Annotated in this window: 12 protein-coding genes; 4 read left to right on the top strand and 8 right to left on the bottom strand. The window is 71.7% G+C overall.

Annotation, left to right across the window (positions count from 1 at the left end):
• Positions 1-38: 38 nt before the first annotated feature.
• Together OHT61_RS04035 and OHT61_RS04030 are read left to right on the top strand one after the other, a co-directional pair.
• Positions 39-641 (top strand): phage tail protein, encoded by a 603-nt coding sequence (locus OHT61_RS04035; protein WP_329043085.1) that lies wholly within the window; start codon positions 39-41, stop codon positions 639-641.
• Entirely contained in the window at positions 638-1987 is a 1350-nt protein-coding gene (locus OHT61_RS04030; RefSeq protein ID WP_329035094.1) for an NADase-type glycan-binding domain-containing protein, read from the top strand. Before OHT61_RS04035 ends, OHT61_RS04030 begins: the two co-directional genes overlap by 4 nt.
• A gap of 131 nt (positions 1988-2118) precedes the next feature.
• Here OHT61_RS04030 and OHT61_RS04025 read toward each other — a convergent pair whose 3' ends face one another.
• Together OHT61_RS04025 and OHT61_RS04020 are read right to left on the bottom strand one after the other, a co-directional pair.
• Positions 2119-3315, bottom strand: coding sequence for a M23 family metallopeptidase (locus OHT61_RS04025; protein ID WP_443049603.1), 1197 nt, complete (start codon positions 3313-3315; stop codon positions 2119-2121).
• Positions 3316-3647: 332 nt separating this feature from the next.
• Complete coding sequence (locus OHT61_RS04020) at positions 3648-4592, bottom strand: tellurite resistance/C4-dicarboxylate transporter family protein (protein WP_329035092.1); 945 nt, start codon at positions 4590-4592, stop codon at positions 3648-3650.
• Positions 4593-4723: 131 nt separating this feature from the next.
• Here OHT61_RS04020 and OHT61_RS04015 point away from each other — a divergent pair, with 131 nt between their 5' ends.
• On the top strand, positions 4724-5191 hold the full coding sequence (locus OHT61_RS04015) for a cupin domain-containing protein (protein WP_329035090.1): 468 nt from the start codon (positions 4724-4726) through the stop codon (positions 5189-5191).
• A 75-nt stretch (positions 5192-5266) separates the two neighbouring features.
• Here the strand turns inward: OHT61_RS04015 and OHT61_RS04010 are convergent, their stop codons facing one another.
• The 3 genes from OHT61_RS04010 to OHT61_RS04000 form a co-directional block, all read right to left on the bottom strand.
• Positions 5267-6532 carry a DUF6357 family protein gene (locus OHT61_RS04010; RefSeq protein ID WP_329035088.1) on the bottom strand — a complete coding sequence of 422 codons (1266 nt, stop codon included), beginning with the start codon at positions 6530-6532 and terminating at the stop codon, positions 5267-5269.
• Between the two features lie 255 nt (positions 6533-6787).
• Positions 6788-7342, bottom strand: a complete 555-nt coding sequence (locus OHT61_RS04005) for a hypothetical protein (RefSeq protein WP_329035086.1) — start codon at positions 7340-7342, stop codon at positions 6788-6790.
• Between the two features lie 203 nt (positions 7343-7545).
• Positions 7546-7956, bottom strand: coding sequence for an FKBP-type peptidyl-prolyl cis-trans isomerase (locus OHT61_RS04000; RefSeq protein ID WP_329035084.1), 411 nt, complete (start codon positions 7954-7956; stop codon positions 7546-7548).
• 659 nt (positions 7957-8615) lie between these two features.
• Between OHT61_RS04000 and OHT61_RS03995 the strand changes: the two genes are divergently transcribed.
• Positions 8616-10850 (top strand): serine/threonine-protein kinase, encoded by a 2235-nt coding sequence (locus tag OHT61_RS03995; RefSeq protein ID WP_329035082.1) that lies wholly within the window; start codon positions 8616-8618, stop codon positions 10848-10850.
• 129 nt (positions 10851-10979) lie between these two features.
• On the opposite strand, the gene OHT61_RS03990 is transcribed toward OHT61_RS03995, so the two are convergent.
• The 3 genes from OHT61_RS03990 to OHT61_RS03980 form a co-directional block, all read right to left on the bottom strand.
• A complete protein-coding gene (locus OHT61_RS03990; protein WP_329035080.1) occupies positions 10980-11867 on the bottom strand; it encodes a geranyl diphosphate 2-C-methyltransferase in 888 nt (295 codons plus the stop codon).
• 17 nt (positions 11868-11884) lie between these two features.
• On the bottom strand, positions 11885-13189 hold the full coding sequence (locus OHT61_RS03985) for a family 2 encapsulin nanocompartment cargo protein terpene cyclase (RefSeq protein WP_329035078.1): 1305 nt from the start codon (positions 13187-13189) through the stop codon (positions 11885-11887).
• 111 nt (positions 13190-13300) lie between these two features.
• Positions 13301-14713, bottom strand: coding sequence for a family 2B encapsulin nanocompartment shell protein (locus tag OHT61_RS03980; RefSeq protein WP_329035076.1), 1413 nt, complete (start codon positions 14711-14713; stop codon positions 13301-13303).
• Positions 14714-14866: the final 153 nt, after the last annotated feature.

The raw sequence follows: 14866 nt of genomic DNA, 5'->3' as shown, positions 1-14866 counted from the left end.
GCTCCGTGGACGGGCTGGGGTCCTCGGCGCCGCTGGGCATGATGCTGCCGGCGGTCTTCGCCGAGGACGACCTCGCCCAGCGCTTCGTCGCGGGGATCGACGAGGTCCTCGCACCGCTCCACAACGTGCTCGACTGCCTGGACGCCTACTTCACCCCCTCGCTCGCACCGGCCGACTTCACCCGTTGGCTCGGGAGCTGGGTGGGCGCGGAGACCGACGGGCCGGAGACCGCCGGGCGTGCGGCCGCTCCCGTCGGCCGCGACGTGCCCGGGGCCGTGCCCACCGCCCCGTCCGCCGGCGGCCCCCAGGACACGGAGGCGACGGCCGCCCTGCGCGCCGCGGTGACCGCCGCCGTACGGCTGCACCGTATCCGCGGTACCCGGCGGGGACTGTCCGAGGCGGTACGGCTGGCCTTCGGAGTGGAGCCGGAGATCACCGAGAGCGGTGCGGCCGGCTGGGACGCCGCGCCCCTGGGGCCGGTCCCCGGCGAGAGCCGCCCGCATCTGCACGTCACCGTACGTCTGCCCGACCCCGGCCCCGCCGCCGAGCACCGTCTGGAGCGCCTCGTCGCGGCAGCTCGTCCCGCCCATATGCCGTACACGGTCCATGTGACCGCAGCCGAAAGGACTTCCGACAGTTGACCAGTCAGCAGGCGTTCCCCTCCACGCCACCTCCTTCCGAGGCCGCCGGGGACACGGCGGAGCAGCCACGCCGGTGTGCCGAGTGCGGCAGCACACCGACCCCGGGACAGTCCTTCTGCGACGACTGCGGCGCGGTACTGAGCTGGACCCCCGGCACCCGGGCGCGAGGGGCGGAGACGGCGACCGGCACCGACGCACCGGGTTCCTCGGGCCCGCACCCCGGCCCGGTCACGTCGGCCGAGCCGGACGCCGCGGCCGGGAGCGCGGAACCGCTGCCCGAAGCGGGTACGGAACCGGTACGCGAACCGCGCACGGAACCGGTACGCGAACCCGTACGCGCGGACGCGCCGACGGCGCCACCGGAGGAGGCCCCCACCCTGCCCACGCCCGTGGCGGCCCCCGGTGCACCCGACGCCCCCCGAGCCACTCCGGAGGCCGCGCCCCCGCACGCGAGCGCGCGGGCAAGGGCGCTGCTCGTGCCGGTCGCCGACCAGCGTGCCGCCGCACCGGCACCGGACGTCGCCCCGGTCCTCCCGGGCGTGCCCGCAGCCTCCCGTCCCCGGGTCCAGGCCCCCGGAGGCGAACCCGCCGACGAGACAGGCCCGCCCTGCCCCTGGTGCGAGGTCGGCAACCGGCCCGACCGGCACTTCTGCCGGCGCTGCGGCATGTCCCTCGCGGAGCGTCCCGGCGTGCCGGAGGCCGGCCGACCCTGGTGGCGCCGGATGCGGGACTTCGGCAAGGGCCCGGTGCCCTGGGCGGGTGACCGCCCGAGGCTGCGCCGGGGTATCGGCCGCGTCTTCACCTGGGTCGCGTACGGCCTCGCGCTCGGCCTGGTGATCTACGCGGCGTTCAACGCGAGTACGGCGTGGAACGCGGCACGCGACCACTTCGCGAAGCGGGCACAGATCAGCCCGGACTCATTCGCGGCGTCCCGTTCGTTCGGCGGGCACCCGCCGAAGGTCCTGTTCGACAAGATCAACAACAGTTGGTGGGGCCCAGGGGTCTCGGAGGCCGGCGAAGGCGAGTGGGTCGAGGCGCGCTTCCAGGAGCCCACCCGTCTGCTGGACATCCTCATCACCTCCGGCATCTCCACCAAGCCCTCCGACCTCTCCGAGGCCGCCCTGCCGCACCGCATGGACGCCGTGATCACCACGGCCGACGGGAAGAAGACCACGCGCCACATCACGCTCGACCAGGTGAGCGGTCCTCAGCAGCGGAAGTTCCGGGCACAGAACGTCGTCAGCGTGCGGTTCGTCATCCGCTCCGCCTTCAACAGCGGCTCCGACAAACAGGTTTCGATGGCGGAGATCGAGTTCTTCACCCGCGCCACGACCAGCGGCACCTGACGGGCGCCCCGGCCCTCGCACTCCCGGACGCACCCGCCCCCTCGGCAGCCCTGCTCACGCAGGTCGTGCCGAGGGGGCGGGTGCGTCCGGCCGTGGGGCGGAGCTCATCCGCCGCACGGCCGCCGCGTCCTTCAGAGGATCAGGCCCTTGTCGCGCAGATAGGGGACCGGGGGGACGTCGGACCCGAACGCGGGCCCCGTACGCACCTCGAAGTGCAGATGCGGCCCCGTGGCGTTGCCGGTGTCGCCGGACCACCCGATGAGCGTGCCGCCCTGGACGCTCTGCCCGACGACCGCCTCCACCTGGGAGAGATGGGCGTACTGGCTGTACGTGCCGTCCTCGTGGCGGATGACGACCTGGTTGCCGTAGTCGCCACCGGGCCCGGCCGTCACGACCTCACCAGGACCGATGGCCCCGACCTGCGTACCGGTGGGGACCACGAAGTCGACGCCGGTGTGCAGTCCGGTGGACCAGGCGGGGCCCCGCTGGTGGTAAGGGGTGCCGGCCGGTCCCTCGACGGGAAGGGTCCAGCCGCCGGACACACCGCGGCCGGCCGGGACGACCATCTTCGGGTAGGACTTCATGACGGCCTTGACGTAGTCGTACGTATCCCCGTCCGCTCCACTGGCCCGTGGCACACCGCCGTATCCCTCGACCGCCTTCCAGCTCGACCGGTAGCCGGACAGGGCCAGTTCCAGACGTGTTCCACGGTAGTCAGGGTGCTTCCCCGCGGTCCGCAGGAGCCGGCACATCTTCCTGCCCTGTGCGGGTATGGCGTCCGAGGGGTCCAGGACGTCCTTGACGCCGTCGTTGTTCCCGTCGACGCCCTCGGCCGCCCAGTCGGCATCGGAGAACTGTGCGATGCCCCTGGTCACGGGGCGCTCGGCCGGGGACACGTCGGGCAGTTCCCTGCCCGAGGAGCGCTTCCCGGGTCCGGACCCGTCGGCGTCGTCTCCGGCCGGTTTCCCGTCCGCCTTCTCGTCCTTCGCCCGCTGCTCCGCGCTGCGCGGGTCCGTCAGCGAGCCGCTGCCGACCGTGGGCTCGTCGGCGGCGATCGACCTGGCCCTGGGGTTGAAGTTGCTCTCCTGCTTCAACTGCGCCGCCAGCACGGGCGCGGTGAGCAACTCGTCGCCACAGTCGGCCGCTGCGTCGCGTATGAGTCTCGCGTACGCGACGGGTACACCCACATCGCCCGCCTTCAACTCGGTGCCCTTCGGTGCGGTGACTTCCGTGCCGGGCGCCTTGTCGTCCTCGAACGTCCCGAGCAGCACGGTTCCCAAGCCGATCGACAAGGGCGTCACCACGACCGCGACGATGACCGGCACCATCCAGCGAGTGATCTTCACAAGCCCGAACTTCCCTGTCTGCGCGTGGTGGTGGGGCTCACTATGTCATCCGGAGGCAGAGGACCTTCCGGCGGTCCGGTACCAACGGTGGTGCGGCGTACAGGGCGCCGCGGGACCCTCGGGTCCGGGGCGCCCGCCCCGGGGGGCCGGCGCCCCGCCGGAACTCCTCCGCACAGGAACTCCTCCGCGTACGGCGGGGCACGCGAGCCGATCCGCACCGCGCGACCGGCGTCCGCCGCGCGCTCACCACCCCCTGGCACGGTGTGCCGATCCGATCCGCGTGTGAGCCCCGGAGAACCGTTCGACGCATCGCCTCAAGCCGGCGTGCGCGGCCGGGCCCGGATCCGGAGCAGTGCGGCGAAGGCGATGAGCCATGCCGCCAGCGCGATCCACAGCAGTACCTGGCCCAGCGGCTCCAGCCACGTGATGCCGAGTGGTGCGGAGAGGGAGAGCGAGGCGGTCGCGATCATGCCCAGGGGAAAGATCGTGGACCAGCGCCGGAGGTCGTAGCCGGGGCGCGGCCGGAGCACTTCCGCCCCCAGCAGGACCGCGTACCACGCACAGGTCAGCGCGAAGATCACCAGCGTGGCCGTCTCCAGCACGCCGTGGGCGTCGCCGCTCCACTGCGGTGAAGCGACGAGAGCCGATCCGTCGAGGGCCGCGATGGCCAGTGCGCCGCCCGCCACCCACTGATCACCAGCGCCGGTGAGGATCTGCCGGAAGTCGAAGCACCACAAGGCCACGACGTAGAGGGCCAACCCCAGGCAGAAGAATCCGAGGGCTGCCGAGCCGAGCCAGGCACAGTCATACGCGACGGCCAGCCGCTCACCGAGAACCGCGATCGCCTGCGGGGGCACGGCGATCAGGAACACGCCCCCGGGCATGCCACGGGTGAGCCGGCGCAGGACGCGGATCGTCAGGACCGGCCAAAGCAGCACCGCCAGGGCGAGCATGGCCGCGGCCGTGTCTCGCCAGCCGAGGAGAACCAGACGGGTACCCAGCACCGCGGTCGCAGCAACGGCCGTCAGCCCGGGCGGTGTCCCGGCGACCGCGATCCAGCCGCCGCGGTCCCGGACGAGCATGGCCGCGAAGGCCACTGCCAGTACGACCCACCAAGCGGCGGCGACTGCGAGCGCCGCGAGCGACAACACATCGTGCCCGATCAGGTGCAGGCCGGCCGAAATGATGGCCGCCGCCATCACGGCGGCGCCGGCACCGGCACGCAGCTCACCGCTGTCACCCACCGTCCTGCGTTCCACGTCCCCATGCCATCACCAAGTGCCATCGCTCACCACTCGACCCCCGGAGCAACATGCGTCCGGCTGCACACCCACTTACGCTGAACGAGTCGAATCGTCCGACGGGCGTGAGCGCATCGAAAGGACCCGCTATGGGAACCCAGGCCGGTGCACTGGTCGTGCAGCCGGGTGAGGCGGCCGGGACGTCGCTCGCGGATGGCGCGTTCGAGCTGCTGGCTGACGGAGGCGCGGTGAGTGCCAGCAGGCTCACACTCGCCACCGGCGCCGACGGTGCGCCCCCGCATCACCACAAGCTCTCCCACGAGGTCTTCTACGTTCTCGACGGAACGATGCTCTTCCGCCTCGGCGACACTCTGACCACGGTGGGAAAGGGCGGGTTCGTCATCATCCCGCCCGGGCTGCCGCACGTCTTCGGCGCCGTGAAGGAGGATGGGGCCGACGTCTACGTCGTCCTCAGCCCTGGTATCGAACGGTTCGGCTACTTCGAGCAGTTGGGTGCTATCAGCCGCGGGGAGGCGAAGTTCGAGTCGCTCATCCCCGAACAGGAGCGCTACGACGTGTACTTCGAGAACATTCCCGACTGGCGGGCCGCCCGGTGAGATCGCGAGGCGCGTGAGTTCACATACCCGGCGCCTCGGGGCAGGTTCCGAAGTACCCGTGGCGAGGGTGGCGGCCTACCTGGCGTCGCGCCGGCGCCGTGCGCGTTCGAACTCGGCGTTGTCCGTCATCCAGGAGCCGTGCCGGTCGAGTGCGGCGCAGCCGCCGCGGACGAAGGCGCCCAGCAGGCTCCGGTACCCGCTGATCCCGTCGACCAGGCTGTACTCGACCCGGTACTCCGGATCCGACCCGTCGCCCCCGCCCTTGCGTACCGTCGTGACCCGGGCGATGGAATCCGCGTAGAAGTGGAGCTGGATCCCCTCGCCCAACTCCTCGTCCTCGATGGTGAACACCTCGTTGTCCGAGGCAGAGCGGTCGCCGACGAACTCCCAGAACTCGGCTGTGGCGGTGCGGGGACCACCCAGATGCCACTTCTTCTCGACGCCCTTGTCATCGGTAAACGTCAGGGCCGTCTTCCTCGCACTCCCACCCAGGTCGGTATGGTCGCCGGCTTCCTCCCCGTCGTCCTCCACGGGGGCGTTCCTGGAGCGTTCCGAGGCCTCCGAGCACATCAGGAAGCTCACGGTGCGCACCGCGTCGTCGACCAGTTCAGGATGTGCGCGGCGCACGGCCGCGTCGACCGTCGTCGCCATCCGGTCCCAGGCGCGCTTGTCCGTGGCGCGTCTGCCCCGGCGCGGATCGCGGCCGATCCGCATACCGGCGCATGCCTGCTCCGCCGTGGCGATCACCTGCATGACCTGCGGCAGCAGCGCGGGGTCGACGGCGCCGGGTAGCCGCTTCGGGACCGTCGCGCCGTGCAGATACTGGCCCGTGTACCTCAGGATCGCGGCGTCGAGCGGGCCGAGTACGGTTCCGCGCTCCGCGCGACGGCGGTTCGCGTGGTACTCCTGAGCTCGTCGCTCATGGGGCGTCTCCGTCGCCGTGCCCATCGCCGCGCATACCTCACCCCGCTCCAGGAGACCGATGTCGGCTCCGTGGGCGATGAGCCGGCCCTTGTCCCACGGGACGCGGCGGAAGAGGGCGTCGACGTCCGCGGGAGCGGAGAGCAGGATCGGGTCCAGGAGCGAGACGGCGGCGTCCTCGTCGAGCCGGCCCCGCGTTCCGGCGGCGTCGCACAGCGGCAGGACCGCGCTCCACAGCAGCAGGTGCCTGGCCAGGTCCTCACGTATCACCGCGAGGTGGGCTTCTCCGATCGCGAACGTGAACGTGCGAGGCTCATGGTTGGCGTCGGCCCCGGCACCGAGCGACAGCATCAGCGCACCGTCCTCGCGGACCACGTTCGGGATCCAGCCGCTCATGCGTGTGAAAACGACGTCTCTCATGGGGCCAGTCTTCCCCACCGGGCAAGGCGAGTGAGTCCCGCCCGCACCGATGCGGACCGGTGGCGGCCGGCCGGGAACCGTTGACGACGCCCCACCGGAGGAAGTCGGCGCCGTGTCACCGGCCGACGCCCAGGCGAGTCATGTCCAGAACGGCTCAGGTCGGACACCGCGGGCTGCCGGGTCACGGCGGGCATCGCGGGGGAGTCACGGCACCATGAGCCCTGTCCGTCCGTCCATGACCACCGTTCCGTCCGTTCACGACCACCGTTCGAATTCGGCATCGAGGCGCGTGTCGGTACGCACCCAGACTTCGCCATCGGCGGCCTCTGCCGGGGCGTCGACCCGTTCGAGACCGAGGAATTCGATCAACCCGAGCAGTTCCGCCCGCTCGGCCCGGTCGTCGCCGAGACCATGCGAATCGAAGAAGACGTAGAACTGGTCGCCCGGATCCACGATGCCCGAATTCCCCCAGATCCGGCCGACCTCTTCGATCGCCGCGGCCTCGGTCGTGATCGTGGCGGCGCGGGTGGCGCCGCGCGTCTCCGGTGACGCGTCGAGGTCACCGAGATCCGTGAACCACTGGCCGAAGTGGTCGAGGCCGCCATATCCGTTCTCGAAGAACAGCATCGCACCCGGCATGTAGCGATTGGCCCTGTCGGCCTTGAGGTACTCGGAGCGGCGCCGGTCCGCCCCATCGATCCTGGCGATCACACCTCGACCGGGCATGAGCACCAGTCTCTGGCCCGCCGGTACTTCGTCGATGGTGTAGGTATCGGCGTTCCGCTCGCGGAAGAAGGCGGAGAACGCCACGTACGCCTCCTGGGGGTCGCCCACGGAGACCTGCTGGTCGGCGCCGTCACCGCCCGCGAAGACGAACTGTTTCGGTCCGGGCCGGTAAGGGCGAGCCATGACTGTCCTTCGTTCAAAGGTGATGCCGGCGCCAGCGTAGCCGCACCGGACCAGACGGACGCGCCGTTCACCCACCACCGTCCGCGGCCACGGTCCCGGCGCGTTCAGGCCGGGCCGGGCCTCGTCCCGGTGGGCCCGCCCACGACCGTGAGCAGGTCCACGACGAAGATCAGCGTCGAGTTCGCCGGGATCGACGCGGAGGGTGACTGCTTGCCGTAAGCGAGACGCGGGGGGACGATGATCTCGCGCCGGCCGCCGGCCTTCATCCCGCGAACGCCCCGGTCCCAGCCCTTGATGGCCTTACCGCCGCCCACGGCGAACTTGAACGGCCGGTCCCGCTCCCAGGAGGAGTCGAACTCCCTTCCCGACGCGAACGTGACCCCTACGTAATGCACCCGGACGACCCTGCCCGGCTGCGCCTCGGGCCCGTCCCCGACCACGAGGTCCCGGATCGTCAGCTCGGTGGGCGGGTCACCCTCCGGGACCTCGACTGCGGGCTTCGTCGGTTCGCTCATCACGGTCCCCTCGCTCGCCGGCGGAACCCCCGGCACGGGCCGGCCGGACACGCATGGACATTCCATGCGGCAGGCGCTCACGGTACCTGGTCATGGGCATGCACCGAGGTCCACCGCATGTGCCGTGACCACCGCAGACGTACGCCCGGTTCCGTCGCCGTACCGCGCCGTCGTCGCGGTGGTGCCGCCGCGCGCACGCCGCAAGCAGCACTGCGGCCGGTCAGGGCGTCGGCTGCCGATCGTCGTGCTGTTGTCGTACGTGTCGGCGCCGAACTGCCGTCCCACCGCGGGACTGCGGGAACCGGAGGGGCTGGTGACGGTGCCGGAGCAACCGCCACGGCCACCGGTGCGCGGCACCGCTCCGGCACGAAGACCTCCAGGTGCGTCGAGAAGGCCGCCACGGACAAGGCGCGGGAGATGCGTCCGAGGGCCGGTCACGTGGACGTCTCGGCCGGGCGGATCGACGGGTGTCCCCGGTGGAATCCCTGCCGCGCGCCATCGTTCCGGGCTTCGACGGTGGGGTACGGAACCGCCCGCCGGGCGCAGTTCGTCACCCGCTTCGATCCACCGTCCCGCCCTACGGCTAGTTTGGGTGCAGGACAGACGGATTCGCAGGCCCGTGGACGCAGGGGTCCACGAGGGACGGGAGGGCGGGAAGAGTGTCGCTGCGCGGAGGTGATCCAGCCGAGATCGGGGGCTATCCGCTCGAGGCGCGGCTCGGTTCGGGTGGCATGGGCACGGTCTTCCTGGCCCGGACGAGTTCGGGACGGCCCGTCGCGATCAAGCTGATCCACCAGCAGTTCGCGGGGGACGACGAGTTCCGCATCCGCTTCCGGCAGGAGGTGGCGGCGGCCAGACGGGTCAGCGGTGCGTTCACCGCCGCCGTGGTCGACGCCGCCCCGGAGGCCGACCAGCCGTGGATGGCCACGACGTACATCGAGGGAGACACGCTCGCCCAGCGGATCGCCGCGAAGGGGCCTCTGGACGGAGCGGAGCTGAGGAAGCTCGCGATCGGGCTGGCGGAGGCGCTGCGCGACATCCACCGGGCGGGAGTCGTCCACCGCGACCTCAAGCCCTCGAACGTCGTGCTCTCGCCCGAGGGTCCCCGCGTCATCGACTTCGGCATCTCGCGCGCCGCGGACCAGCAGACGCTGACCATGACCGGGCGGGTCATCGGCACGCCGCCCTACATGTCCCCCGAGCAGTTGCAGGCTCCGCGGGGTGTGGGGCCGCGGTCCGACGTCTTCTCGCTGGGGACGCTGCTGGTGTACTCGGCGACCGGCCACGGGCCCTTCGACGCCGACAGTCCCTACATGACGGCGTATCAGGTCGTGCACGAGGAGCCGTCGCTGGGCGCGGTGCCGGCGGCCCTGCGCGCCGTCGTCGAGCCGTGCCTGCACAAGGAGCCCGGGAAGCGCCCCTCGGCGGACGAACTCCTCGTGCTGCTACGGGATCTGCCGACCGACCTCGGCGGGTCCGGTGCGGTCGGCGGGGCCGCGAGCGGCCGAACCCGCGACATGATCACCCAGCATCACCGCCCGACCCCTGCCACCCCGGCTGCGCCCGCCCCGGTCACCCGTCCGCCCGGTCCCGGTGACGCCGCCCCTCTCGGCCGCCGTCTGCGTCGCCGCTGGCGTCCCGTGCTCGCCGCCGCGGTCGCGGTCGCGGCGATCGGCGGGGGAGTGGCCGCGATGAAGACGGGCGGCTTCGGCGGGAACGGCGGGGACGGGAGCCCGGGGACCGCTGCGGCGAGCGCGGTGCTGCCGGACGGCTTCGCATCGTGGCGTACGACGGTGCCGGCCGGGCAGGAGGGCATCCCCGACGAACTGCGGTGTGTCGCGCACGGCGACGCGGTGTTCTGCGGAGGCGGAGGCGTCGTCGCGACGCGCATGCGAGCCCGGGACGGCTCGCGGGTGTGGACGGCGAAGAGCCCGGGTGTTCCCGTCCAGGGCACGCACCTGGTGGGCGCCACCGGCGACACGGTGCTCGGTTACCGCTTCGCCGCCGAGGACGCACCGCAGGACCCTTCCACCGAGGTCGTGGCGCTCGACGCGGACAGCGGCCGCGAGCTGTGGTCCGCGCCCTCCGGCGCCCGGTCGACGGCCGTCACGGGCCGGTCCCAGGACGCCGTGGTGGCCGGTTCCGCCGTCGTGACGGTCGACGGCTCCGACTCGCGCTTCGAAGCCCGGGACGCGCACAGCGGACGGATCGCGTGGACGACGTCGTTCCCCGCGGGTACGCGGTGCGCTCCCGTCCTGGCCGGCCCCCGGCTCCTTGCGATGTGCGCGAAGGACGCGGAGATGGACGCATCGGAGGTGCGCAGCCCCACCCTGTACACGCTCGACCGCGCCACGGGGGAGCTGGGCAGGCCCCTCGCGGTCGAGGGCCCCGCCGTGCCGCTGGGCGTGGCCGACGGCAGGCTCGTACTCCTTCAGGTGCACATGGAGGGAACGGCCATGTCCGGTTACGACGGTGTGGCGCGGGTCGACATCGCCACCGGGAAGGTGACGTACGCGCGGCTGGCCAGGACCTACGCGGGGACGCCCGGTATGGCTGGCGGCACCGTCCACATCAGCGGGCGGACCGGCCTCATCACGGCGTTCGACCCGGCGACGGGCCGGGAGAAGTGGTCGCGGCAGACGAGCGTGGAGGGCGCGTCGGGTCCGGTCGCGGGAGCCGACGCGCTGTACTTCAGCTCGCCCACGGGACGGGTGGTCGCCCTGTCGCCGTCCGAGGGCAGGACGCTGTGGTCGACGGACCCGCAGGCCGACGGCCTGACGGGCGATCAGAACGCGAGCCCCCGCGTGACCGTCGTGGGAGGTGCGGTGATCGTGGCCGCGACCGAGAACACCGTCTTCGCCTTCGACGCGCGGAAGCCGCCGAAATCCGGCTGAGCCGCCGGGATCCGGCTGAGCGGATCACGGCGGCGCCGCGGTCATGGGGGAGAGCCGTCGCGCGAGGGGCGGGCCCTCCCCCAGTGGGGGCCCGCCCCCGGCACGGACGGCCCGCCCGTCAGCGGCGGGTCAGACCCGGTCCGCCGCGATGAGCAGGTACTGGAAGGACCCGTCCCTGTACGAGTTGATGAACGCGTCCTCGATTCCCGTGACCAGGGACGACGTGGCCCGCAACTCCCAGTAGGGCAGGGTGTCCGGGGTGAGGTCGATGACGGCCTGCGGCACGAGGCGGTTGTCGGCCATGGCGCGCATGTACTCGCGGCGCGAGTGGATGTTGCACTCGAAGTGCGCGTTGATCTGGGAGACCCACTTGGACGGCTGGCCGTAGCGCGGGTTCCAACAACCGGTGATGGTCACGTACCGGCCGCCGACCTTGAGCACGCGGGAGTGCTCGGCGAAGAGGTCGTCCAGGTCGACGTACATGCTCGACTCGTTGTTCCACGAGGCGGCGGCCGAACCGGTCTCGAACGGCGTGGCGAGCATGTTGCAGACGCGGGCGCGGACGTGGTCCTGGAGGCCGAGGTCGCGTGCACGGGTGTTGGCGAAGTCGGCCTGCTTGGCCGACAGCGTCACGCCCTCCACCGTGCACCCGAAGCGCTGGTGCGCCATCACCATCGAACCGCCGCGCCCGCAGCCGGCGTCCACCAGCGTGTCGTCCCGCCCGATGTCACCGAGGTGCCCGAGGAGGCAGTCCGCCTGCGCCGACTCCAGCCGGTGCAGCTCGGCGATCAGCTTCTTCTCGCTCGCGCTGTCCTCCGGGTCGCCGAGGGCCGCGTGGTCGACGTCGCCGATGCCGTAGTGGTGGTGGTACAGGCCGTCCACGTCGCCGAGCCGCAGGTTCACGGGCCTGGCCTCCCCGTCCCAGTAGCGGGCGATGTCCCCCTGGTAGGGCGTCGCCGGGCGGGGGATGCGCACGGACGTGGAGGCGGCGGGGGCGGTGAGTTCGGTGCTGGTCACAGATGAGTCCATTTCTCTTACCAGAAGTCGGGCAGGCTGTAGCGGTAGGTGTTGGTCCGGTGCCAGTCGTGGTTGCCGTCGACCCACGCGGCCACTCCCCGGAGGAAGCGGTGCACGTGCGGGGCGGGGCAGGCCTCGGCCAGCGCGGACGTCTCGGTCTCGAAGGCGCGCATGAGGTCGTTGTGGACTTCGACGGACTTCAGGTAGGCGTCCTGCTGGGACAGGCCCTCACGCTCGGCGATCACGACGGGCAGGTTCAGGTGCTGACCCGGTGAGTCGAGTTCCTTGGTGTACGAGTACAGGTCGTTGACGATGGTCGTCGCGTTTCCCGCGAGAGCGATGACCCTCTGCATGGCGGCCTGGGCGTGCAGGTCAGCCGGCAGCTCGTAGCCTCCGACGGTGTCGGTGATGGTCGGGCAGGGGCGGAAGTTGTTGAACTGGCGCATCGCCAGGTACTCCCACACCTCCGGGACGTGGTCCAGCTGCGCCCAGGCCGCCTCGGCGAGGTACCCCATGTGCAGCCGGGCCATGTCGTGCCGGAGCCGGTCCGCCTGCGACGGGCTCGCCGCCCGTACGAAGTACTCCATGGCGGACCGGTAGGCCCGGCGGGGCGCGTCCGCGTGCAGCGACGTCGCCCACTGCGGCTGGTACTCCTGTGTCGTGTGCAGGGGATCCAGCGCGGTGTGCGCCATGAGGAGGCGTTCGCCGAGGCCGACGGGCGACCCGCCGTGGTCCTCGCAGTAGCAGTCGTCCACGGCGTTCTCGGCCACCATCAGGCGGGTGGCGAGCATCAGATGGTCGACGCTGGGGGCGTCGGGATGGCAGCCGACCATGTACCGGCCCACGGAGAAGCCGTCGAACTCCTCCTCCCAGTCGTCGGGATAGAGGCTGATCTCGTCCATGGCCCAGACCTTGATCCGCCGGCTGACCTCCTCGACCCGCGCCGGGTCCGGTTCGGGCACCGGATGGAAGTACAGGCCGGGGACCGGCGTGCCCTCCGCCGCGCCGCCCGTTGACGGGTCCGGAAGGACCGGTGCTTCACCCCGCAGGGTCAGGCGCAGTCCCGCCGTCCCCAGGCCGCTGGGGCCGCGCAGGACCCGGCTCAGGCCGGCGCCCGGCACGTCCGCCGTGGGCGCGCTCGAGGCGGCCGGAGCCGGGGCGGGCAGCGGGGGCGGGGCGGGTACGGACGGCACGACGGGCAGGGCCCCGGTGGCGGCCCCGACGTCGGACGCGCGGGCCGCGGCGGCGAGCAGGTGCGCGCCGAAGCGGGACGCGGAATCCGGCAGGCTCGATCGTGGCGGTGGCAGCTCAGGCACGGGCATCCATGACTCCTTGGCCTTGGTGGGGTGGACGGCGGCTGAGGCCCTGCGGGCGCGGGCGACCGCCCCGGGACGGTCGGGGTGGTCACGCCGGGCCCGGAGGGTCCGCGCCCGTTACCTCGGCCAGTGGGCGATCTGTACGTTCTCCAGCACACCGACGGCGTCCGGCACGAGGATGGCCGCGGAGTAGTAGGTACTGACGAGGTAGGACGTGATAGCCCTCTCGTCCAGGCCCATGAAGCGGACGGACAGACCCGGTTCGTACTCGTCGGGCAGCCCGGTCTGGTGCAGACCGATGACGCCCTGGTTCTCCAGGCCGGTGCGCATGGCGAGGATCGAGCTGGTCTTCTCCGGCGTGACGGGGATCTTGTTGCAGGGCAGGATCGGTACCCCGCGCCAAGCCGGAACACGCTGCCCGCCGAGGTCGACGTGGTCCGGATAGATCCCGCACGCGTTGAAGCCGCGACCGATCGCCGCGATCGTCCTCGGGTGGGCGAGGAAGAACTTGGTGCCGCGCCGCCGGCAGAGCAGTTCGTCCATGTCGTCAGGCGTCGGCGGGCCGGCGTGCGGCTGGATGCGCTGCTTGAAGTCGGCGTTGTGGAGCAGCCCGAACTCCCGGTTGTTGACGAGCTCGTGCTCCTGTCGCTCGCGCAGTGCCTCGACGGTGAGCCGGAGTTGCTCCTTCGTCTGGTCCATCGGACCGTTGTAGAGGTCGGAGACCCTGGTGTGGATCCGCAGGATCGTCTGGGCGACCGAGAGTTCGTACTCGCGCGGTTTCAGTTCGTAGTCGACGAAGGCGCCGGGCAGTTCGTGTTCGCCCAGGTGGCCGGCCGACATCGCGATCTCCGCCTCGCCGCGGTGGTTCTGCCGCCGGCGGGAGAGCGCGGAGTACTCCTCGACATGGGCGCGCAGACTCGGTGCCGTGGCCAGCACGGACGCGAAGTCGGCGCGTGACAGGGTGAGCAGTGTGCCCGAGGTCTCGGCGGTGGCGGAGTGCTCCCACCGGGCGTCCTCGTCCAGCAGGGCGTCGTCGCCGAACCGGTCGCCGTCGGCGAGCACGTCCAGCGCCACCTCCTCGCCGTACTGACCGGTCGAGGCCCGGTTGATGCGGCCGTGGGCGATCAGGTGGAGCTTGTCGGCGGTGGCGCCGCGCTCGACCAGTGTCTCGCCGGCGCCGAAGTCGCGCTGGACGCAGCGGTCGGCGAGGGCGGTCAGCACCTCCACGTCGTCGAAGCCACGCAGCAGGGCGAGTTCGCCGAGCTCCCGGGGGATCACCCGGACGTCGGCTCCGTCCTGGACGAAGTCGATGCTCCCGTCGCCGACGGTGTAGGTCAGACGCCGGTTCACCCGGTAGGCCCCGCCCTGGGTCTCCACCCAGGGGAGCATGCGCAGCAGCCAGCGGGAGGTGATCTCCTGCATCTGCGGGGCGGACTTGCTCGTGGTGGCGAGATTGCGGGCAGCGGCCGTGCCCAGACTGGACTGCCGGGGCAGCTCCAGTCCCACTTCCGGGGTCGAGTCAACAGTCATCGGGCACGCTCTCCTTGGTCGGGGCGGTGAAGCGCGTATGAGGACGTCACCGGGCATCAGGAGGGAAATGGGGTAGGTGACCGGGAACCCGTCCAGATCGCTGGGAACACTACGGGCCGCCCCGCCCCCCGGACCAAGGGAAGTCGCCGACAT

Source organism: Streptomyces sp. NBC_00178 (assembly GCF_036206005.1).
GTDB lineage: Bacteria > Actinomycetota > Actinomycetes > Streptomycetales > Streptomycetaceae > Streptomyces.
This window is presented reverse-complemented; position numbering and strand designations above follow the sequence as displayed.